The following is a 22863-nucleotide window of genomic DNA, read 5'->3' as shown; positions in this document are numbered from 1 at the left end:
AGGTAGGAGCCGCTTACCAGTGCCAATGCGAGTGCGAGAGCCCGTGGTGATCGTTGTCGCCATCATCTTGGCGCCACAGGTTGGCCTGCGAGTCACCACGGCGCCCGCCCGCATCGTCGTCGCGGCTCACCCGGCTCTCCTGGAACCAGTTGCGACCGCCGCCATGGTCATCGTCGGCACGTTGCGCCCAGATTTCTTGGAGCCAGTTGCGCCCACCGCCGAGGCCGCCCCAGCCTGACCATCCTCCCGAATTCGACGGGGTATCCGGTACTGTCACCTCGGGGATCGTGATCACGTCCGGGGGATTTGAGACCGGCGTTTCGACTTGCGGTGATTCAGGCGCGGCGGTGATCGGCGGGGTATCCGTCACCGGCAACGTGCCGCCATTGCTCGGAGCCTCCGGCTCTGCCGTCACCGGCGGGGTATCCGTTACCGGCAACCCGCCACCATTGCTCGGAGCCTCCGGCTCTGCCGTCACCGGCGGGGTATCCGTTACCGGCAACCCGCCACCATTGCTCGGGGTCTCCGGCTCTGCCGTCACGGGCGGAATTTCCGCAGCTGGCGGCTCTGGCGTAACCGGCGGGGTGCCGCCCCCGTTCGGAGGCGTCACGGGCGTGTCGACATCGGGTGATGTGACGCCTGTCGCACCAACAGAGCCGAACGGCAGCGCCTCGATACCGTGCCCCTGCGCCACCGATCCGGCGACAAAGCCGTAGTCGCCAGCTGCCGCGTTCACGAAACCCGCCTGTGTCGTCATGACGCTGCCGGAATCGCCACCGCGCTGCTGGAAACCTGCCAGCGAGAGATCGGCGACCCACAGCTCGCCGCCATTGGGGTTATAGTAGACGTTGTCGTGGATCAGGCTTGGGTCGGTCTGATCGGTATCGATCGAGTTGCTTCCGTCTTCCGAGACCTCGATGAAGTTCTGATAGGTCTGATTTCCCGTGATCGGATGATCATCGGCGACGATCGTCGAAATCCCGTACTTGCCGTTGTCCAGAAGCGTATTGTCGTGGATCTGGTTGTTCGATCCGCCATGGATGAGAATACCGCTGAACGTCGTACCCTGGACGAAATTGCCGTAGATCTGGGCGTTGCTCGCCATGTTGTCGAGATAGATGCCGGAACTCCAGTTCTCGGCGAAGCCACCGGCCTGCGTGTTCAGGCCGCCGGTGTCGACGATGTGGTTGTAGCGGATGATGTCGCCTTCCGCCCCCGGGTCATCGGCCGAGAACAGGTAGATGGCGCCGGTATCCGGCGTCTGCTGCCCGGAATGGCGGATATCGTTGTACTCGATGATGTTGCCGCCCGACGGATTGCCGGGATCGTAGTTGATTTCCGAGATGCCGAAGCGTGGCACGTTGGTGATCGTGTTGTGATCGATCTGGTTTCGCGCCGATTCCTGCATGTCGATGGCGCCGAACTGGACGAAGACCTCTCCCGAACGATCGATGACGTTGTTCGTCACGCGGTTGTCGCTGGTCCCAGCCGTCATCGCGATGGCGCTCGACCAGATGTGCTCGAAGCTGTTGCCCGAGATCAGATTTCCACTGCTGCCCTCATGCAGGGCAACGCCCACCCCGACATTGACGAAGTGATTGCCTTCGATGACCAGCCCGTTCGCGTCATACGCTTCGATCGCCGCCGTCTCGGGGTCGCCTGTGCTCGCTGCCGTGTCGGTGAGCGTCAGCCCCTTGAAGGTGACGTTGTCGGCGCCGTCGACGACGAACAGGCTGTGGTCGTTGGAAACGACGCCTCCTTCGCCAGTGAAGCCCTCGGGCGCCTTGAACCGGATGGTCTGCGTCGCGCTATCGTAGGACCATTCGCCGACACCGTCCGGCGTCTTTTCCGATACGAAATAGCGGCTCGCGGCGCCAAGGTCGTAATTGGCCTCCGTCGTGAAGGTGATCACATTGCCTTGGACCGAGGCGATGGTCAGCTTGTCGTTGGCATAGCCGTTCTCGGCGAAGACCGAGATCGTCTGGCCGACCTTGGGCTCATGGCCAGGGGGAAAGTCCGACGGATCGAACGCCATCGACTTCTGCGGATCGTATCCGCTCGGCAGCTCATTCGCCCAGAGCCAGCCGCCCCGGATCGGATCATTCGGATCGACATCGGGAAAACGGCTTTCCGTCTGCTTCACCCCATTGACGGTGAACTGCTCGACCTGGTCCGCGGCGACCTGCGCCGTCCAGATACCGTCGGCGCCCTTCGTCCAGCCGGTCACCGGCGTGCCGCCGCTGATCACGACCTTTTCCCCGGGCATCGCCACGAAGGACGAGCCTGAATCGGCCGCTGTCAGCTGGAGCGGACCCTTCACATAGTGGGTACCTCCAGTGAGGTAGACGGTATCGGCACCAGCGCTCTGGCGCATGGCCTCGAGGGCTCTCTCCAGAGTCTTGAAAGATGACGATGCATCAAGTCCTGTATTGCTATCGTTTCCAGTAGGCGAGACGTAAATTGTGGCCATAAAGGGGCTCCTTTTTTGGCTGGAACACTCTAAGTGATCGCTGCCTAGATACCCTTGAGGCCTGATTCGGCGCTACCCGAGCCGATGAACCCTTACTCCGAAGGATTAGTTCATTCGGATTAATCGTCTTGTTTTGGCACAATATATCAATGGATTATTTCTCGACCGCGCCGCGCCTGCCCTGTTGATGGAATGGCCAAATCAGGCCCGAGGCATCTGTTCACCCGGCCCGCGGAGCCTTCGAATGGCCTTAATCTCGAAACCAGAAGGCGAAATCGCCGCTTAAGTCAACGCCGTTTGGTCTGGCCCGGTTCCAGCGTCCGAATGACAGACCGTGAAATGGTGGTCGCAGAACTGGGCACCTGCGGCGAGGCGATCGACATAGGCGCGGAAGGCGGCCAGCGTCGCTACCGGGCGCTGGCAGCCATCGCAGATGACCAGCGCCTGGGCCGACAGATCGCTCGGCAAATGGACAGCGGGCGATCCGCAATTCCGGCAGCTGAAGTCTCCCGTTTGCGAAGGCGAAGGCGTGCCGCTCCCCCTGGCCGTCAGCAGCGCGGCATAGCGATGCGTGCGCCTGCTCATGCCGAGGCCTGATAGAACGACTTGTAGTTGCGATAGACCCGTCCGCGATCGGACACCTCGTAGCGGCCCTGCTCCTCGAGATCGACACCGTTGAGCACAACGCCGGCGACGTCCAATCCCAGCCTGGCGAGGTGATCGAGCGTTGCGGACACGGTGCTCTTCAGCGTGTCGTTCCATTTGACGACGTGCAGCACCGTATCGGCGTGCTCACGCAACAGGGCGCTGTCGGCAGAGAGCAGCACAGGCGCCACTTCAAACAGGATCACGTCATATCGCGCCCGCGCCTCCCGAAGCATCGCCTCGAAAGCCGGGTTCGAATAGACATTCTGGCTGTCACGCAGGCCCGAGGCGCGCCGGACCGTGGCGACCGGACTTGCACCCGGACCGCCCGCATCGCCGACCTGGGGCAGGCATTGGTCGAGCAGCGCCTCATGTGGGAAGTTCTGGCCCAGCAGCAGACGCCGGGGCGAGCCGTCGACCACAAGGACCCGCTGTCCCATCATCGCCAGCACGCGCGCCATGGCGGAGGCGACGAAGGATTTGCCTTCTCCCGGCGCGGAAGAGGTGATCAGTACGAATTTCGGCGGATTGGTGGACGGAAACAACTCAGCCACCATCGAGCGCACCGCCTCGGCGAAGACCAGGCTCTCCAGCCCGCCCGGATAATGCTCGAGATTGGGGAGAAGGCCGACGCAATTGGTCCGAATCTCCGTAGCGAACTCATTCTCGCTGCGGAAGCCGCGATCGCGTTTCTCCAGCATGTACGAAAGTGCAGCTCCCGCTGTGAGCCCACCCATCAGGGCGAGCCCCAGCACCAGCGACGGCTTGATCGAACTCGGCAGCGAGGGAATATCGGCCGGAGCGACGATCTGGGCGATGATGGGCCGCAACTCGCTCACCGCGCTCGCCTGCTGATGCGCATCGGAAAGCTGCTTCAGGCGGTCGCGGGCGGCGGTCGCCTCAGCCTGCAGGGTCCGCAGCTGCCCCTCGAGCCCCCTCGCCTCGATCGACTTGGTCTGCAATGCCGCGACGCGCTCATGCAGCGCGGCTTCGGCACGTCGGGCCGCCGCGACATCGGTTTCGATATTGGCGACGGATTGCGCCAGCTGCTTCTGCAACCGTTCCTGTACAGCCGTCAGCGACAGCCGCAGCCGCTGCACAGCAGGGTGCCGTTCGCCCGAGACCGCGACCATCTCGTCGAGAGCCCGGCGCGCCTTGCCTTCCTCGTCCAGGAGCTGCTGCACGACCGGAGAACCGCCAAGATCGCTCGTCTGGGGGATGTTGCCTGCGGCCAGAGAGACCTGCGCGCGCTGCAGCCGGGTCTCCTCCGCGAGGCGCGTGGCGGAGGTCGTGTTGAGCTGGGTCAGCATGTCGCGAAGCTGCTGCTGCTGGATGTCGGCGCCATCCTGGCCCAGCTCGACGAAGCCGGTCCTCACGCGGAAGGCCTCGATCTGCTTGTCGATCCTCCCGAGATTGGCGCGCGCCTCCTGCGCCTGCGCTCCATACCACTGGCTGGAGCGTTGCGAGGCGCTGGTGGTGGCCTCCATCTTGCGGCGCAGATACTCGTTCCCGAAGGCATTGACGATCAGCGCCGCGCGATCCGGGTCAGTATCGCGATAGGTCAGCGTGACGAGATAGGCTTTCGTATCGTTGCTCACGCCGAGGGATGCGAGCAGCTTCTGGGCAGCGATATCGCGCGGCGCCGGCTCAGCCGCACCTTCCTCGAAGCCGGCGAGATTCCGCAGCGTCTTGCGGACGGACGCTGGAAAGATCAGCTCGGCGGCACCGGTGAAAAGACTGGACAGCGACGAGGGTGGAGCCGCCGTCGCCCTGTCGAGGCCCAGGCGCGAAGCAACGGCACGGGCCGTCGCAAGCGAGCGGATGATGCGTGCCTCGCTTTCCACAAGTGTCGAAGCGTCGAGCGAAACGCTGCTCGCCTTGCCGCCTCCGACACTATCCTCCCGCGTGAAATCGAACTGCAACACCAGATCGGCCGTGTAACGCTGCGGCGTCACCATCAGGAAAAGGCCTGCCCCCAACATGGTCGCACAGGTGACGGCGAGGATCAGCAGCCGCTTCCTCCAGAGCATGGAGAGGAAGTCGAAGGTCACCGCATCATAGTGTTTGGCGAGCGTCGCCGGGGCGCGGTGGCCTCGCATGTCGCTGAAGAGATCCATGGTCCCGTGCCTCGCCTGCTGAATTCACTCGAGATGCGGATCGCGGCCGGCCGGCGCCTGCTGGCCGGCGCGTGCGGAGATGTCTGCGCGCTATTTCGCCCCGCGCCCCAGGAGCACGGCCGGAACGGTCTGCAGCAGCACGTAGAAGTCCAGCCAGACCGACCAGTTGTGGATGTAGAAACTGTCCTGCCGCTTCTGGACGGCAAGGTCGCCGTCACTGCGGTCCGTGACCTGCCAAAGGCCCGTCAGACCAGGCGGCACGCTGGTGCGCAGTGCCTGGAAGGCCGTGTCGAAGCACTGATTGTGATAGCCAGGAAACGGCCGCGGTCCGACGATGCTCATCTCGCCGCGCAGAACGTTCCAGAGCTGCGGCAGCTCGTCGAGGCTGGAGCGGCGGATGAATTGTCCGATCCCCGGCAGGATTCGCGGATCGTTCGACAGCTTGAAGAAGCGCTGCCATTCCTGCCGCGCGGCGCTGTCAGCCTCCAGATGCGCAGCGAGCCTAGCCTCGGCGTCGGCATACATGCTGCGCAGCTTGTAGACCTTGAAGATGTGGCCGTTCCGACCGACCCTTGGCTGCGCATAGAAGGCGCGCCCATTGTCGACCCCCTTTACCGCAAGCGCCAGCACTGCGACCACCGGCAGCGCCAGCAGGGCGAGCGGTATCGCGACGACGAGGTCGAGCGCCCGTTTCAGGCGCAGGTTGCGCGGCATGTGGATGGCGCTGCGTAGTTCGAGACCGAGCAATCCGCCCATGGCCCGCAGTTGGGGATTCAGGACTTGGAGCGTCGAGGCGTCATGGACGACGAAGATCTGGCGCAATGGCAAGCGCGCCAGCCAATCCGCCTTCTCGGCGTGCAGATCGCCCGATGCGCACAGGGCGACCTCGATCCCCGACGAGATGATACTGGCCTGGCCGCGGGTGATCACCGGGAGACCAGCGATCTCCGCCATGTCGGGCAGCGCATCTGCCTCCTCATCCATGAGAATGGCGACGGGCTTCAGGCCTAGTTCCGGCCGCAAGGCCAGATCACGGGCCAGGGCCAGACATGCCGGCATCGTGCCGTAGAGCACGGTCGGAGCGGTCCACAGATCGCGCCGAAGCAGCGCGCCCCGGATCAATGCCTCGACATAATAACCGAGCAAGACCGTCAAGCCGGCGCCGACGATCACCAAGCCCCAGAGATGATTTGACGGCTTCGCGACGAGCAGCCAGGCGAGCACTGCCGCCCCGGCAGCGATATTGCCGAGCGTGCGCCGGCGCAGGCGATCGACCGGTTCGGCCCGGTCCGAGCCATAGAGCCCGAAACTGGCCAGGGCACCGCATAGAGCCAGCGCCCAGACCAGGATCAGGCTTGCCATGTTGGTGTCGGTATCGGACGCGGCAATGGCCGCGCCGAACTGCAGCACGCCGGCCACGATCGTCAGCGTAACGAGATCACCGATCAGCAACGCGGCGGCGACCAGTCGTCGCCGCGTTGCTGGAGCGATATTGACGCCGAGCCGCCGACCCGGCTTTGCCAAGCCGATTGAAGCAGGGACGACGGTCGTAACAACGTCCGGCATGGCAAGCTCCTGCGAGGTCTCGTTCAGCTACGCAGAAAGGTGAAGGCGCTATTGCGCTGCGATCGTGGGGATCGACTCGGCCATCGCTTCGCGCTCGGCCCTCGCCTTCACCTCTCCCGCGATCCAGGCATAGGTCGGGACCAGTCCCTGCCCGAGGTGAATCGACGGTTCCCAGCCGAGCACCTCGCGCAAGCGGTTGTTGTCGCTGTTGCGGCCGCGCACGCCCTGCGGGCGGCTCGTGTTGAAGCGCTTGTGGATCGTCTTCCCTGCGATCCCGGCGATAATGTCGACGAGTCCGCTGACATCGACCAACTCGTCCGTGCCGAGATTGAGCGGCCCGGAATAATCCGAGCGCATGATGCGGTAGATGCCCTCGACGCAATCGTCGATGTACATGAAGGAACGGGTCTGCTTGCCGTCGCCCCAGACCTCGATCGCATCGCCCGATTTCGCCAGCGCGACCTTGCGACAGATGGCGGCCGGAGCCTTCTCCTTGCCGCCGTCCCAGGTGCCGAGCGGCCCGTAGACATTGTGGAAGCGGACCAATCGAGTCTGGAAGCCGTAATCTTCCGTGAAGTATTCGCACAGCTTCTCGGTGTAGAGCTTCTCCAGCCCGTATCCCGGCTCGGGATCGGCGGGGAACGCGTCCTCCTCCTTTAGCGGTACCACCGACGGCACGTCCTGGAGATGTTGCGGGTAGACGCAGGCCGAGGACGAGAACAGGAAGCGCTTGACCTTGGCGTCGTATGCCGCCTTCAGCATCTGCGCGCTGATCATCGTGTTGTTGAAGGTGATCGAGGCGTGTGCGCCGGAGATGTAGCCGATGCCGCCCATGTCGGCGGCGAGATTATAGACCTCGTCCATGCCCTGGACGGCCTCGCGGCAATCCTCCATCTCGCGCAGGTCGAGGATTCGGAATTCATCTGCCGAGCTGGCCTGGTATTCCGGATCTTTGATATCGACCCCGCGGACCCAATAGCCTCGATCCTTGAGATAATTGACAAGATGGAAGCCGATAAAGCCACCAGCACCCGTAACCAGCACAGATTTCCTGGACATTACTTCGCTCCACTGAGAAATGGAATTCAGTGATAGCGGTTTTATCTTTTTAAATCAGGTGGTTAAACGGAACTATACCCCTTTTGAGAAGACCTATCTCTTGGGGTTAGCGGCGAGTGCGGTCTTCTGCCGAAGCAGCTGCAGGCTGGCACCAAAAATGAACTGCGGAACGATCCTGCCGTAGCGGCGCCAGAGTCGCCGCGGCTCCGACAGCAGCCTGAACAGCCATTCGAGTCCGCGCTTCTGCATCCAGGCCGGGGCCTGGCGCTTGGTGCCGGCGAGGAAATCGAAGGCGGCCCCGACGCCGATCATGACCGGTGCATCGATCCGGCCGAGATGCCCGGCCATCCAGTATTCCTGCTTGGGCGTGCTGAGGCCGACCCAGACGATGTCCGGCCGGGCCGCGTTGATCATGCGTACGGTCTCTTCGTCCTCATCGACAGAGGCCGGCCGAAACGGCGGCGAGAAGGTGCCGGCGACAGCGAGAGCGGGAAAGCGTTCGGTAAGGCGCTCGCGCAGGCGCTCGGCAAGGCCCGGCGCGCCGCCGAAGTAGTACTGGCGGTAGCCCTTTTGGGCCGATAGTGCCGAGAGCCGCAGCATCAACTCCGGACCGTAGACTCTCTCGGTGCCCCCATAGCCAAGCTTGCGGGCCATCCAGACCAAGGGCATGCCATCGGGGGTCGCCATTCCGGCGCCTTCATGGATCGCCATCAGCTTCGGATCCGACTGGCTCTCGATCACGCCATGCACGCCGGTGATGCAGACGTAGTTGTGTGCTTTCCGTCCGATCCAGTCTTCGACCGTGCGCAGGGCATCCGCCATGGTGATGGCGCTGACATTCACGCCCATGATGCGCGCACGTGGAAGCGGGTTTTCGGCCGTCATCAGCTCGCCCTCGCGACCTCGACCCGTCGCACCGGATCATGCAGCTTCGACAGCACGCCGTCGAAATAGGCGATCGTCCGCTCGAGCCCTTCCTGCAGCGGCACCTTCGGCGCCCAGTGCAGCAATTCCTGCGCCTTGCTGATGTCGGGGCAGCGCTGGCGCGGGTCGTCCTGCGGCAGCGGCCTGTAGACGACCTGCGAGCGCGAGCCGGTGAGCGCGATGATCATGTCCGCGATTTCGGCCATGGAGGTCTCGACGGGGTTGCCGAGATTGACCGCGCTGTCCAAAGGCTGGGTCACGTTCATCAGCCGCATCAGGCCTTCGACCAGATCGTCGACGAAGCAGAAGGCGCGGGTCTGCCGGCCGTCGCCATAGAGCGTGATCGGCTCGTTGCGCAGCGCCTGGACGATGAAATTGGAAACGACGCGGCCATCCTCGAGATTCATGCGGGGGCCATAGGTATTGAAGATGCGCGCGATGCGGATCTCCACGCCGTGGCGCCGCTTGTAGTCGTAGAAGAGCGTTTCGGCGCAGCGCTTGCCCTCGTCATAGCAGGCCCGCGGCCCGCTGATGCTGACGAGCCCGCGATAATCCTCCACCTGGGGGTGCACGTCCGGATCGCCGTAGATTTCGCTGGTCGAGGCCTGCAGGATCGGGATGCCGAGCCGCTTGGCCATGCCCAGCATGTTGATTGCGCCGAGCACGCTCGTCTTGGTGGTCTGCACGGGATCGCGCTGATAGTGCACCGGCGAGGCCGGGCAGGCGAGATTGTAGATCTCGTCGACTTCGAGATAGAGCGGGAAGGTCACATCGTGCCTCACCGCCTCGAATTGAGGCTGGCCGAGAAGCGCGCTCAGATTCTCGCGGCGCCCGGTGTAATAGTTGTCGACCGCGAGAACCTGATGGCCCTGAGCGACGAGGCGCTCGCAGAGATGGCAGCCGAGGAAGCCGGCGCCGCCTGTGACGAGAATGCGCTTCTGCATATCTGAACTCCGCCGGATCGTGCACGGGATGGAGCAGAAAGCTTTGCTGCAAGCGCCTCATTCTCAAAGGACGCTTTGGGAGGTGAGCTTCCCGGCGGCAACAAGGAAGGGCTACTTCCCCTGCGACGCGACCTGGCGTCCTGACGCAAGGTGGCCGCAGGGCTCGACGATGGGATTAATCCCCTGGCGACGCACCTTGGCCTGAATGCCAACGCGGAAAGCAGAGCCGGTCCTGACATCCTCGCCTGCGTCTCCTTGCGAGATGTGATTGGCAGGATGGTCGGAGCTGATGTCGGACGCAGCGATTCACCACTGGGCTTCTCGCCCGGCCTCCAGAGTGCCGGCCGGTGCCGGCCGATCGGGATCATACTACCTCTGGCACTTCGTTCTGGTGCTCTGCGCCTTTGTGCTCTTCATGGCGCCGACGCTGTCGGCCGCGGAGCGCGAAGCCGCCGAGACCCTCTCGATCGGTGACAAGGTCACGATCTCGGTCTTCGGCCAGACGGATCTTTCCGGAGACTTCGTGCTCGATGGATCGGGCATGGTCAACATGCCCCTGGCCGGGCGCATCAGGGTTGCGGGGCTCACGGCAATGGAAGCGGAAGCGCGGATCCGCAGCGCGCTGATGGACGGCTATCTCAAGGATGCCGTCGTCAGCTTGCGGGTGGCCGAGCTGAAGCCGATCTACATCATGGGCGAGGTACGCTCGCCGGGAACCTATCCGTTCCGGCACGGGCTCAATATCCTGGGAGCCGTCGCACTTGCCGGCGGCTATCGTGTCGGCGACGAGTCGCTCGCCGTGCTCAAATCCGAACTTCTGCTCGCGGACGAACGTGAGAACCTGCTCAACACGTCGCTCCAGACGTTGATGGCAAGGCGCGCGCGGCTCGAAGCGGAACGTGACGACGTCAAACAGCTCGTCCCCGATGCGCGCGCTGCGGCAAACGCCCAGCTTCTGGCCGGAGAGCAGGAAATCCTCGACTTCCAGCGTAGGGCAAAGGCGGGCGAGCGCGAATTGCTGAGCCAGCAGGTCGCGCGGCTCCAGTCCGAAAAGGCCGCCCTGACCGAGCAAGCCCGACTGGTCGAGCGGCAGGTCGAGCTGACGCGCGAGCAATCGAGCGAATACAACAAGCTGGCGACGACCGGCCATGGCTTACGCACCGTCCAGGTCGAGCGCGAGCGCGACTATGCCCGCACGCAGGGCGAAGCGGCGCGCCTGCGGGCGGAGCTGGCCAAGAGCGAGACGGCGCTCGGCGAGCTGATGCTGAGACTGCGGGAGCTCGACACGACCTATATGCGCCGCGTCGTCCTGGAGCTTCAGGAAACGCGGCAGAAGATCCTCGAGGTCGAGCGCAGCCTCCCGGCCGCGCGCGAGATCGCCGAAAGCCGGCGTCGCAGGCTGGTCGCGAGTCAGGGATCCAGCGCGGCGGCGGATTGGGACATCCAGATCACGCGACAGGCCGGCCTCACACCGGTGACGATCCAGGCGAAATTCGAAACCTCGCTGCAACCGGGTGACATCGTCCAGGTCGCTCCCAAAGCGCGCGCGATCGAAAGTCGGATCCCAGGGGGAGAGGCACAGACACCGATGCGGTCGCTCACCGGTCTCGCCAGCCAGCAATGACCGATCTCTTCTCTATGACCGGCTGACCGATCCAAAGCCGCGAAGCAGAGGAGACACTCCACTTGTTGAAACGGAGAGATCCTTGACGAGCTCGGAGAAGCACAGCCGGGAAGGCCATGGCAGCGAGCGCCCCTCTCCGTCGCTTCCGGTGGTCCGGCATGCTGCCTTCGCGAAACATTGGCTCGCGGTCGACGAGGGAGGCGCCGAACTCACGAAAGCGGCCTTTGGAGCGCCGGCCAGGCGAGCCCCCCAGCGGCTTGCGCTGCAGGAGACGCCGCCCCCTCGCCCCGCCGTCACTGCGCAAGACACATCCGCGCCAAGCCGCCTGAGATCGACCGTGCTCCTGCTACTTCTTGCCCTGGCGGTGCTCTTCGCAGAGCCCGCGGCGAGACTGCTGGGGCGGGCGCTGTCCCTGCGATCAGAGCCCTCCGGCGCGACAGCGATCCTGCCACCAGCCAAAGCGGAGCCGTCCAGACCGGGCGCCCGCCCCCGGACGACGCGTGCGGGCGAGGCCTGATCGATGACGGTCATGGCCGCCTGGAAGCAAAACCTGCGGCTGGCGGCCCGCACGGCCTCGGTCAGTTGGCCCGGCATCGCCCAATTGCGCCAACGGCTCTACCAGGCCCGGTTTCGCGCCGGCAGATATCACTGCGGCAATAGCGGCCGATATGACAGTTTCCAGGCTGCCGAACGCGCCCTTCCGGCCGGCCTCGCGGGCTTCGACCACACCGCCATGGCCGACATCGACCACTACACCACCATGGCAGGCGGCTTCGAGCCGATGCCGGCGACCGAGTACCCTGTTCTGTTGTGGCTGCGCGGCGCGCTCGACGACGGCGCGCGGACCCTGCTCGATCTGGGGGGCTATGTCGGGCACGCTTTTCGCCAGTATGATCGCTACCTCGCCTTCCCGGACGAGTTCCGCTGGACCGTCTTCGACCTTCCCCACATCACCCAGGCCGGGCAGGCGCTATCGGCTCGGCACCCCACGCCGCGCTTGCGCTTCACCAACACCGTCGATGACGGCTGCGGCATGGACATCCTGCTCGCGGCTGGCTCGCTGCAATATCTGCCCGAAAACTATCTACACGAGCGGCTGAACGCATGGCGAAAACGTCCACGGCACGTGATCGTCCAGCGGACGCCGCTCCACATGCGACAATCCTTCGTCACGATCCAGTCCGTCATCACGCGAACGGGCCAAGTTTCGTTCTGTCCTTATAGCGTCGCGGCACGTGCGCGCTTCATCGATGGCCTGCTCGTGCTCGGCTATGAGCTCGTGGATTCATGGGAGAAGGCACGCAGGCTCGACGTGCCGTTCCATCCGGAATGCCATGTCGAGACCTATTCGGGGCTCTACTTCCGGCTGAGATCCTGAAGCAGGTTCGCGGTCCACCGACATCCCCCTTTTTGGCGCGCCTCGCCCGGCTGGGACTGCCCAACGTCTTCCATTTGCGTGGATTTTACCGCCTCCGTGGCGAGATGGCGTTACTCCGACTGCCACCATTTTGTCGTGCAGGCTCGGCGCATAGCCTACCAGCATGACACAGACCATCGACAGGAAAGCCACCCGCAAGCCTTCAGCTCGTCGCGGGTCACGGCCGTCCGTTGCTCCCGACCCCGCCGGACCTTCGCGCCGACGTGCCGTCCAGCCGGCAGCTCCGCGAGCCGACAAGTCCGGGATCGCAGTCGCTCCACCCGCAGCGACGACCGTGGTCGACCTCTTCGCCGCGCAAGTCGCTGCTCAACCGCGCGCCGTTGCACTCTCCTTGGGTGTGGCCAGCCTGTCCTATGCCGAACTCGACGAGCGCGCCGAGCGGCTGGCCGGCCGGCTGACCGCCATGGGCGCAAGGCCAGGCACGATCGTCGGGCTTTGCCTGCCTCGTTCTCTCGACCTGATCGTGGCGCTGCTCGCTATCCTGAAGAGTGGCGCCGCCTATCTGCCGCTGGACCCGGCCTATCCGGGCGAGCGCCTCGCTTTCATGGTCGAGGATACCGACGCCTCGATCATCATCGCATCCGAACATCTCGACTGGCTGCCAGCCGGCCGGCAGCGGCTCGATCCGCAGCATTCCGAAGAGGCTCACGCGACGCATGAGCCGGCGCCGAGATGTACGGCGGCGGCCGATGACCTCGCCTATGTGATCTATACCTCGGGCTCGACCGGCAAGCCGAAGGGCGTTGCCATCGAACACGCCGCCATTACGCGGCTGTTCAGCGCGACGCAGGCCTGGTTCGGCTTTCGACCCGCCGATGTCTGGACCTTGTTCCATTCCGTATCGTTTGATTTCTCGGTCTGGGAGATCTGGGGGGCGCTGCTGCACGGCGGGCGTCTCGTGATCGTGCCGGAGAGCACGACGCGAGACCCCGTTGGCTTCCTGCGCCTGCTCGCCGAGGAGGGCGTCACGGTGCTCAACCAGACGCCGTCTGCCTTCGCCGCGCTCGATCGCTCCGATCACGATCGCGGCGGGCGCGACCGGCTTTCCCTGCGGCTCGTCATCTTCGGCGGCGAGGCACTGGACCCGCGGCGCCTCGCCGGCTGGTATCAGCGCCGCGGCGAGCATGCGCATCTCGTCAACATGTACGGAATCACGGAAACGACGGTGCATGTCAGCTATCGTCCCCTGTCTTCCGCCGATACCGAACAGCGGTCGAGCCTGATCGGCCGGCCGATCCCGGACCTCGATATCCTCCTGCTCGATGGCGAGACCATGCTGCCGGTGCCGCGCGGCGAGATCGGCGAAATCTTCGTTGCGGGAGCCGGGCTCGCCCGCGGTTATCTGAACAGACCAGAGCTGACCGCCACGCGCTTCGTGCCGCACCCGCAGAAGCCAGGCGCCAGGCTTTACCGCTCCGGCGACCTCGCTCGTCAGGTCGACGAGGACGACTACGAGTATCTCGGACGGGCCGACCAGCAGGTGAAGATCCGGGGCTTTCGCGTCGAGCTCGGAGAGATCGAGACAGCGCTGATGTCCCATCCCGCGATCAGGCAGGCCGCGGTGCTGCTCCGGTCCGATGACGCGCACGAGCGTCTCGTCGGCTACCTCGTTGCGGGCAATACAGAGCGTCCCGCGCCGGCTGCGCTGAAGGCCCATCTCGGCGAGATCCTGCCTGATCACATGGTGCCGGCGGCCTTCGTCTTCGTGCCCGACATACCCCTGACCGTGAACGGCAAGCTCGATCGCGCCGCGCTACCGGCGCCGGGGCGCGCGCGACCGGAGAGCGCCGCCCCCTACGCTGCGCCCCGCAACCCGATGGAACAGCGGTTCGCGGAGGCCGTTGCAGCAGTCTGCCAGGTCGACCTTGTCGGCATCGACGACAACTTCTTCGATATCGGCGGCAACTCGCTGCTGATCGCCGAGCTCCATCGGCGCCTGGTCCGGGACCTGCCCTGGTTCGCCCTGGTCGACCTGTACCGCTTTCCGAATGTGCGCGCCCTGGCCGGCCATCTGGCGCCGCAGAAGCCCAGTGTACTCGGCAGCCTCGCCGCGGCGCGCGAGCGCGGATTGCGCTCACGCGGCCTGAACACCCCATTCCCCGAAAGCGTGTCGATCGGCGGCTCTCATGACTGACCCGCTTCCCGAGCGCGCCATCGCCATCATCGGCATGGCCGGCCGGTTTCCCGGCGCGCAGACGATCGGAGCGTTCTGGCGGAACCTGCTCAATGGCGTGGAATCGATCACCCGGTTCGCCCCCGCCGAGCTCGAGGACAGTTTCGACGCAGCGACGCGCGCGCTTCCGAACTTCGTTCCGGCGCGGCCCGTCCTCGACGGCGTCGATCTGTTCGATGCGCCCTTCTTCGGCATGCTGCCGCGCGAGGCGGCGCTCACCGATCCGCAGCAGCGCCTGCTGCTGGAATGCGCCTGGGAAGCGCTCGAGGACGCCGGCTACGACCCCGCATTGCCAGGCCAGTGCATCGGCGTCTTCGCCGGCGCCACCTCCAGCACCTATCTGCTGCAGAACCTGTTGCACGACCGTGCGGCCATCGCCGACTACACCTCGGGTTTCCAGGTCGGCAACCTGCCGATGCTGGTCGGCTCCGCCGCGGATTTCACCGCGACCCGCATCGGCTACAAGCTCGGCCTGACCGGCCCCTGCGTCGCCGTCCAGTCCGCCTGCTCGACCTCGCTGCTGGCGGTCGCCCAGGCCGTGCAGAACCTGCTCGGCCATGGCTGCGACATGGCGCTGGCAGGCGGCGTCTCGATCACCTTTCCGCAGCAGCGCGGCTATCTCGCCCAGGATGGCGGCATGGTCTCGACCGACGGTCATTGCCGCGCCTTCGACAGCAGCGCCAATGGCACGATCTTCGGCAGCGGCGCCGGCCTCGTCGTGCTGAAGCGGCTGGAGGATGCGGTTGCGGATCGCGACCAGATCTACGCCGTCATCCGCGGTGTCGGCGTCAACAATGATGGAGCGGGCAAGGTCGGCTTCACCGCCCCCAGCGTCGACGGCCAAGCCGCGGCGATCGCCATGGCCCATGCTGCCGCCGATGTCGACGCGCGCTCGATCGGCTATGTCGAATGCCACGGTACCGGCACGCCGATGGGCGATCCGATCGAGGTCGCCGGCCTCACCGCCGCCTTCCGCCTGACGACGGAGGACCGTGGCTTCTGCGCGCTCGGCTCGGCCAAATCCAATATCGGCCATCTCGATGCCGCGGCAGGCGTCGCCGGGCTGATCAAGGCATCGCTCGCGGTGAAGAGCGGGGTGTTGCCGGCGAGCCTGCACGTCACCCAACCTAACCCGGCGCTTGAGCTGCCGAGCAGCCCGTTCTTCATCGCCGACCATCGGCAGGACTGGCCAGGCCAGGACGGGCCACGCCGCGCCGGTGTCAGCGCCTTCGGGGTCGGCGGCACCAATGTCCACCTCGTACTGGAACAGCCGCCTGTGAACGAAGCGCAGGCTCCGGCCCGCCGCAATCAACTCCTGACACTATCAGCGCGTAGCCCGGCGGCACTTGGTGCGGCGCGGGACAGGCTTGCGGAACATCTCGAAGCCCGCCCCGAGCAGAACCTAGCCGACATCGCCTTCACCTTGCAGACGGGGCGACGGCCCTTTCCTCACCGTCTCGCCGTGGTCGCCGGCAACCACACCGAGGCCGCTGCCGCCCTGCGCAAGCAGAACACAGATCGCGCCGCCGCGGCGACCGGCGCCGGCAATCTCGTCTTCATGTTCCCGGGACAGGGCTCGCAATATCCGCAGATGGCGCGGGAGCTCTATGCGGGCGAGCCGGTCTTCCGCCGCACGATCGATCTGTGCTGCGAATTGCTTAAGCCCGAGCTCGGGCTCGACCTGCGCAAGCTGCTCTATCCGAGCAATGGTGGCGATCCCGAGCGGCTGTCGGCGACGCTGCTCGCCCAGCCTGCAATCTTCACAGTCGAGTACGCGCTGGCGCAGCTGCTGATGAGCTGGGGCCTGCAGCCCTCCGCCATGATCGGCCACAGCGTCGGCGAATTCGCCGCCGCCTGCCTTGCCGGCGTCTTCTCGCTCGAGGACGCCCTGTCGCTCGTCGCCAAGCGCGGCCGCATGATGCAGGAACTGCCAGGCGGCGCGATGCTGGCCGTGCGCCTGCCCGATGCCGAGGTCGCTGCGCTCGCGCACGATGGCGTCTGCGTGGCGGCCATCAACGCGCCGGGGATGAGCGTGCTCTCAGGCCCGTTCGAGCCGATCGAAGCTCTGGAAGCCGAGCTGGCGCGGCGCGGTGTAACCCATCGCCGGCTGCAGACCTCGCATGCCTTCCACTCCGGCATGATCGAGCCGTTGATCGCGCCCTTTACCGAGGCGGTCGCGGCAATCCACCTCAAGGCGCCCGAGCTGCCCTACATCTCGGGCGTGACCGGTGACTGGGCCAGCGCCGAACAGACGACCGACCCCTCCTATTGGGCGAGGCATGCACGCGAACCCGTCCGCTTCGCCGATGGCATCACTACCCTGGCACGCGGCATTTCTCCGGTATTGCTCGAGGTGGGGCCCGGCGCCGCGCTGGCGAGTTTCGCCTTGCAGGGTGCCGGCGCCGGGCGGGCGGCCATCTCCTGTCTGCCCGATGCACAGGGCGATGCCGAGGGCATGCTCGCTGCCGCACTTGGACGCCTCTGGACCACAGGGATCACGCCCGATTGGTCGGCCTACCAGGCCGGCGGGAAACCGGCGCGCGTATCGCTCCCGACCTACCCATTCGAACGCAGCCGGCACTGGGTCGAGGCCCCCGCCGTAGCGGCCTCCGCCGCATCGAGCCTGCCTGCGGTCGCCGCCGTTCAACCTCTTCCCACTCAATCCGAGCAGGAACCGGCCATGGACCGCCAGACTGACACCGACATCCCCCTGGACCGTTCGGACCTAGGCAGCCGGGTCGCAGCGATCTTCGAGAACCTGTCGGGGCGGTCTTTCGGCGCGGATGAGACTGGCGCCAGCTTCCTCGAACTCGGCTTCGACTCCCTGTTGCTGACGCAGGCCGCGCAGGGCCTCCAGACGACATTCGGCATCCAGATCCGCTTCCGGCAACTGCTCGACGACCTCCCGAGCGTCGACGAGGTGACGCGCCACATCGCCGAGCTTTGCCCGCAGGAGATGCCGAAGCCGGCTGCGATCGTTCAGGCGGCGGCGCCGGTTGCGCCCTCGCCTGCCATGCCGGCTCCCGTCACGACCGCTGCCGCAGCCGCCAGCGCGCAGCCGGCCGGCTCGGGTCTGGACGCGCTGATGCGCGAGCAGCTCGACGTGATGTCGCGCCTGATGGAGCGTCAGCTCCAGGCCCTAAGCGGCCAGGCTGTGGCGCCGGCCATCGCAACCGCAGCGCAGCCATCGCCTGCCCTGCCTCTCGCGCCGGCGGTTCAGCCCCAGCCAGCGCCTGCTCCGCACGCTGCAGCGAGCAGCACCGCCGCGAGCTCGACGGCGCGGTTCAAGCCGCTGATCCGCACGGGCAACGAGGCGCTCACCGAAACCCAGCGCGCGCATATCGCCCGGCTGACGAAATTCTATGTCGACAAGACCGCGACCTCGAAGCGCCTCGCGGACCAGCACCGCCCGGTCCTGGCCGATCCGCGCACCGTCTCCGGCTTCGCCGCCGACTGGAAGGAAATGGTTTACCCGATCGTCTCCGCGCGGGCGAAGGGCGCCCGAATCTGGGATGTCGACGGCAACGCCTATATCGACCTCGTCAACGGCTACGGCCAGACCGCCTTCGGGCACGCACCGGATTTCGTCGTCGAGGCGGTCCAGGCCCAACTGAAGGACGGCTTCGCTATCGGGCCGCAATCGCCGCTCGCGCATGAGGCCTCGCAACTGTTCTGCGAATTGACCGGCCATGCCCGCGTCGCATTCTGCAACACCGGCTCCGAGGCCGTGATGGCTGCGATGCGCGTCGCCCGGACCGTCACCGGCCGCGACCGGATCGTAGCCTTTTCCGGCGCTTATCACGGCCAGTTCGACGAAGTCCTGGTCCGCGGGGTCGGCGAGCAGCATCGCTCGGTGCCCGCGGCACCGGGTATTCCGGCGGATGCGGTCGGACGCATGACGATCCTGGATTATGGCACGGATGAGAGCCTCGCCTGGCTGCGCGAGCATGCGCATGAGCTCGCCGCGGTGCTGGTCGAGCCGGTGCAGAGCCGCCGGCCGGGCTATCTCCCCGCCGCCTTCCTCAAGGAATTGCGCGCCATTACCGAGCAAGCCGGCACAACGCTGGTCCTCGACGAGGTCGTCACCGGCTTCCGGGTCCATCCCGCCGGCGTGCAGGCTTTGCTCGGCATCAAGCCGGACCTCGCGACCTACGGCAAGGTCGTCGGCGGCGGCTTGCCCGTCGGCCTGTTGGCGGGCACTCCGCGCTTCATGGATGCGCTCGACGGCGGTGCCTGGAGCTTCGGCGACGACAGCCTGCCCGAGGTCGGCGTCACCTTCTTCGCCGGAACCTTCGTCAGGCATCCGCTGGCACTGGCCGCGACGGTCGCCGTTCTCAGGCACGTCAAGGAAAAGGGACCGGCGCTAAACGAGGCGCTGACACAGCGCATGCAGAGCCTCGTCGAAGGGCTACGGCGCGCCTTCGCACGGGTCGGCTGGGACGTGCCGATCGAGAGCTATGGCAGCGTCGCCTATTTCAAGCCTGGGCGCGACCACCGGCTCGGCAGCCTGCTGCATTACCATCTGCGGGCGCGCGGCATCTTCATCCAGGAGCACTATCCCTGCTTCCTGACGACCCAACACGGCGATGCCGAGATCGCAGCGATCATCGCCGCCTTCGAGGACAGCCTGGACCTCATGCGCCGGGACGGCATGTTGCCCGGAGGGACAACCGAAATCCGTCCGTCGGATACCCCCATCGGGCCACCGGAGATCGAGCTTCCTCTGACCGAAGCCCAGAGCGAAATCTGGCTGTCGGACCAGACCGGCCCCGAGGCCAGCGCAGCCTTCAACGAATCCGTCAGCCTGACGCTCGAAGGCGACATTGATGCGCTCCGCCTCGCCGAGACGGTCAGGCAGGTCGCGGCGAGGCACGCGATCCTCAACGCGCGGTTCTCGCCTGACGGCGAGACGATGCGGATTTCTCCGTCGGGGGCCTTCCCGGTCGCCATCAGCGACCTGCGCAGCGAGCCCGATCCGCAAGCCACCTTGCAGACCCGGATCGAAGCCTATGCGAGCCGCCCCTACGACCTCGTGCAGGGGCCGGTGGCGGAAGCCGAGATCATCCGGCTCGCCGAGCAAAAGCATGTGCTGATCCTGTCGGCCCATCACATCGTCTGCGACGGCTGGTCGACAAACGTCCTGCTCGACGAGATCGCGACGGCTTACCGCTCCGGCGTCGACTCTCTGACGGCGCCAATGCCGTTTGCGGAATACGCGACTTTGACCCATCAGGACGCGCGCACGGCAGAAGCCGCGACCTACTGGACCGGTATGTTTGCGGAGCTTCCGGCCCCGCTCGAACTGCCGGCCGATCGGCCGCGGCAAGCTCAGCGCAGCTTCCGTGGCGGCACGCGCACGAGCCTCATCGACGCCGAGCTCTATCGCAAGGTGAAGGCGGCGGGCGCCAAACGTCGGCGGACGCTCTTCGCAACGCTCTTCACCGCCTTCCAGGTGCTGCTGCTACGGCTCTCCGGCCAGCGCGATCCCGTCATCGGCGTTCCCGCTGCCGGCCAATCTCTGCTCGAAGGTCCCTCCCCGGTCGGCCACTGCGTCAACTTCCTGCCGATCCGCGGCGGGATCGATCCGGCCGAGCCGTTCTCGAGCCATCTCGACAAGGTCGGGCGCCTCGTTCTCGATGCCTACGACCATCAGAGCTTCACGCTCGGCGCGCTGCTGAAGCGGCTGCGTGTCCCGCCGGTGTCCGGACGGCTGCCGCTTGTCGAGGTGCAGTTCAACCTTGAGCGGCTCGCCGGCAATCTCAATTTTGGCCCCGATATCAAGGCAAGTGTCGAGCCTAACCCGAAAGCGTTCTCGACCTTCGATCTCTATTTCAACATCGGCGAATCCGACGAGGGACTGCGGATCGACTGCTGCTATGGCGCCGATCTCTTCGACGCGGCCACCATCGACCGCTGGCTCGGCCATTACCGGACGCTGCTCGCCGCCTTCGTCGCCAACCCCGACACGATCATCGCAGCGATGCCGCTGATCGACGGCGACGAGCGCCAGCGCCTCGTCTCCGAGATCAACGACACGCAGGTTGCGCTCCAACTCGACGACGGCGCGATCCAGGCCTTCGAACGGCAGGTTCATCAGCAGCCCGAGGCGATCGCCGTCTCATGCGGCGACCAGCAGCTCTCCTATGCCACTCTGAACGCCTGGGCCGACCGGATCGCGGCCGAGCTGACGGCCCGTGTCGATGCACCCGAAAGCCGCATCGGCCTGCTGATCGAACGTTCGCCGGCGCTCGTTGCCGGCATGCTGGGAGCCCTCAAGGCCGGCTTCCCCTATGTGCCGCTCGATCCCGTCATGCCGAAAGCGCGCATCCAGCGGATCCTGCGGGACTCCGAGGCCGTCGCTGTCCTGACCGCCGGCCCGCTCCACCCGGCCATCGTCGAGCCGGACGAGAGCGTCATGCTGATCGATGTCGACCAGACCACGGCCAACCTCGCCGGGATCAGGACGACGACGATCGCGCCCAGTCACCTCGCCTATGTGATCTACACCTCGGGCTCGACCGGAGCGCCGAAGGGCGTCGAAGTCACCCATGGCGGGCTGGCCAATCTGCTGTTCGCGATGGCGCGCGAGCCCGGCTTTGCCAGCTCGGATACGATGCTCGCCGTCACGACGGTGACCTTCGATATCGCCGCGCTGGAACTGCTGCTGCCACTGATCCAGGGCGGCCGGATCGCGATCGCGACCGCGGACGAGGCCAAGGACGGCGCCGAGTTGCTGGCACGGCTGCAGCAGAGTGGCGCCAGCGTGCTGCAGGCGACGCCAATGACCTGGCGCCTGCTGCTCGAAGCCGGCTTCCGCTCGCGGCCGGGCCTGCGCATGCTCTGCGGCGGCGAAGCGCTGCCGCTCGACCTTGCGCGCAAGCTGCTCGAAGGTGGCGGCGAACTCTGGAACATGTACGGCCCGACCGAGACCACGATCTGGTCCTCGGTCGCCCGCATTCAGCCGGAGGACGAGGTCGTCACGATCGGCCTGCCGATCGCCAACACGCAGTTCTACATCGTCGACGGCAACAACGAGCCGGTCGGCGTCGGCATCCCTGGCGAACTTCTGATCGGCGGTACAGGCCTGGCGCGCGGCTATGCCAACAATCCGAAGCTCACCGCGACGAGCTTCATCGCCAATCCGGTCGATCCCGCCACGAGCGCCAAGGCCTACCGCACCGGCGATCGTGCCAAATATCTTCCCGATGGCCGCATCCTGCATCTCGGGCGCCTCGACCATCAGGTGAAGCTGCGCGGCTTCCGCATCGAGCCCGGCGAGATCGAGGCCGTCCTCGCCCGCAAGGCCGGCATCGTCTCCGCCGTGATCCTGCGCGAGGACATGCCCGGCGAGGCACGGCTGGTCTGCTATTATGTCACCGGTGCGGACAGTCCGCCGCCGGCCGAATTACGGGCTGCGCTAGCGCAGGAATTGCCGGACTACATGGTCCCAACCGCCTGGGTCGGCCTGCCGGCCCTGCCGCTGAACCCGAGCGGAAAGCTCGATCGCGCCGCGCTGCCGGCGCCTGATGCCCAGAGCGCGCCGGCGAAGGCTGACAAGGCCATGCCGCGAACCTCCGTCGAGGAGACCCTGATCCGCATCTGGGCCGAGGTGCTGCGCCGCGAGGATATCGGCGTCGACGACGATCTGTTCGACCTCGGCGCCGATTCCCTCAGCATCTTCCAGATCACCAGCCGCGCCCGTCGCGAAGGCTTCAAGGTCGCGGCCCGGGATTTCTTCCGGAACCGGACGATCGCTGCCGTCGCGGCGGCGCTTCCCGACGAGGCCATCTCTGAAGTCAGCGCCCCTGCCGCGACGTTCTGGAAGCGGCCGTGGCGGCGCCCGCGCGATGGCGCGCAGCCAGGTGAGCCGAGTGCCGTCTCACAGCGCGAGAGAAGGTGAACG

The 22863-nt window shown here is 65.9% G+C and carries 10 protein-coding genes; 4 read left to right on the top strand and 6 right to left on the bottom strand.

The window, feature by feature from the left end; all coding sequences use genetic code 11:
- Positions 1–13: 13 nt before the first annotated feature.
- The 6 genes from B6S44_RS11005 to B6S44_RS10975 all read right to left on the bottom strand — a co-directional run bounded on the left by B6S44_RS11005 (position 14) and on the right by B6S44_RS10975 (position 9725).
- Complete coding sequence (locus tag B6S44_RS11005; protein WP_129156950.1) at positions 14–2470, bottom strand: right-handed parallel beta-helix repeat-containing protein; 2457 nt, start codon at positions 2468–2470, stop codon at positions 14–16.
- 581 nt (positions 2471–3051) lie between these two features.
- The gene (locus B6S44_RS10995) at positions 3052–5232 is read right to left on the bottom strand and encodes a GumC family protein (protein ID WP_129156949.1); all 2181 of its coding nucleotides are present in this window, start codon (positions 5230–5232) and stop codon (positions 3052–3054) included.
- A 90-nt stretch (positions 5233–5322) separates the two neighbouring features.
- Positions 5323–6798 carry an exopolysaccharide biosynthesis polyprenyl glycosylphosphotransferase gene (locus tag B6S44_RS10990; RefSeq protein WP_129156948.1) on the bottom strand — a complete coding sequence of 492 codons (1476 nt, stop codon included), beginning with the start codon at positions 6796–6798 and terminating at the stop codon, positions 5323–5325.
- Between the two features lie 48 nt (positions 6799–6846).
- On the bottom strand, positions 6847–7857 hold the full coding sequence (locus B6S44_RS10985) for an NAD-dependent epimerase/dehydratase family protein (RefSeq protein ID WP_129156947.1): 1011 nt from the start codon (positions 7855–7857) through the stop codon (positions 6847–6849).
- A 93-nt stretch (positions 7858–7950) separates the two neighbouring features.
- Positions 7951–8742 carry a WecB/TagA/CpsF family glycosyltransferase gene (locus B6S44_RS10980; RefSeq protein ID WP_129156946.1) on the bottom strand — a complete coding sequence of 264 codons (792 nt, stop codon included), beginning with the start codon at positions 8740–8742 and terminating at the stop codon, positions 7951–7953.
- A complete protein-coding gene (locus tag B6S44_RS10975) occupies positions 8742–9725 on the bottom strand; it encodes a UDP-glucuronic acid decarboxylase family protein (protein WP_129156945.1) in 984 nt (327 codons plus the stop codon). The genes B6S44_RS10980 and B6S44_RS10975 overlap by 1 nt, the downstream gene beginning before the upstream one ends.
- A gap of 289 nt (positions 9726–10014) precedes the next feature.
- Between B6S44_RS10975 and B6S44_RS10970 the strand changes: the two genes are divergently transcribed.
- The 4 genes from B6S44_RS10970 (at position 10015) to B6S44_RS10955 (ending at position 22860) form a co-directional block, all read left to right on the top strand.
- Positions 10015–11349 (top strand): polysaccharide biosynthesis/export family protein, encoded by a 1335-nt coding sequence (locus B6S44_RS10970; protein WP_129156944.1) that lies wholly within the window; start codon positions 10015–10017, stop codon positions 11347–11349.
- A 520-nt stretch (positions 11350–11869) separates the two neighbouring features.
- Positions 11870–12727 carry a methyltransferase, TIGR04325 family gene (locus tag B6S44_RS10965; protein ID WP_129156943.1) on the top strand — a complete coding sequence of 286 codons (858 nt, stop codon included), beginning with the start codon at positions 11870–11872 and terminating at the stop codon, positions 12725–12727.
- Positions 12728–13061: 334 nt separating this feature from the next.
- Positions 13062–14921, top strand: a complete 1860-nt coding sequence (locus B6S44_RS10960; protein ID WP_164985794.1) for an amino acid adenylation domain-containing protein — start codon at positions 13062–13064, stop codon at positions 14919–14921.
- Positions 14914–22860: a hybrid non-ribosomal peptide synthetase/type I polyketide synthase gene (locus B6S44_RS10955; RefSeq protein WP_129156941.1), complete on the top strand. Its 7947-nt coding sequence runs from the start codon at positions 14914–14916 to the stop codon at positions 22858–22860. The genes B6S44_RS10960 and B6S44_RS10955 overlap by 8 nt, the downstream gene beginning before the upstream one ends.
- Positions 22861–22863: the final 3 nt, after the last annotated feature.

Source organism: Allobosea sp. Tri-44 (assembly GCF_004123845.1).
Classification (GTDB): Bacteria; Pseudomonadota; Alphaproteobacteria; order Rhizobiales; family Beijerinckiaceae; genus Allobosea.
This window is presented reverse-complemented; position numbering and strand designations above follow the sequence as displayed.

Bases quoted from the DNA above. Each gene is read 5' to 3' on its own strand.
- B6S44_RS11005 (WP_129156950.1), bottom strand. From the start codon at position 2,470: ATGGCCACAATTTACGTCTCGCCTACTGGAAACGATAGCAATACAGGA.
- B6S44_RS10995 (WP_129156949.1), bottom strand. From the start codon at position 5,232: ATGGATCTCTTCAGCGACATGCGAGGCCACCGCGCCCCGGCGACGCTC.
- B6S44_RS10990 (WP_129156948.1), bottom strand. From the start codon at position 6,798: ATGCCGGACGTTGTTACGACCGTCGTCCCTGCTTCAATCGGCTTGGCA.
- B6S44_RS10985 (WP_129156947.1), bottom strand. From the start codon at position 7,857: ATGTCCAGGAAATCTGTGCTGGTTACGGGTGCTGGTGGCTTTATCGGC.
- B6S44_RS10980 (WP_129156946.1), bottom strand. From the start codon at position 8,742: ATGACGGCCGAAAACCCGCTTCCACGTGCGCGCATCATGGGCGTGAAT.
- B6S44_RS10975 (WP_129156945.1), bottom strand. From the start codon at position 9,725: ATGCAGAAGCGCATTCTCGTCACAGGCGGCGCCGGCTTCCTCGGCTGC.
- B6S44_RS10970 (WP_129156944.1), top strand. From the start codon at position 10,015: ATGTCGGACGCAGCGATTCACCACTGGGCTTCTCGCCCGGCCTCCAGA.
- B6S44_RS10965 (WP_129156943.1), top strand. From the start codon at position 11,870: ATGACGGTCATGGCCGCCTGGAAGCAAAACCTGCGGCTGGCGGCCCGC.
- B6S44_RS10955 (WP_129156941.1), top strand. From the start codon at position 14,914: ATGACTGACCCGCTTCCCGAGCGCGCCATCGCCATCATCGGCATGGCC.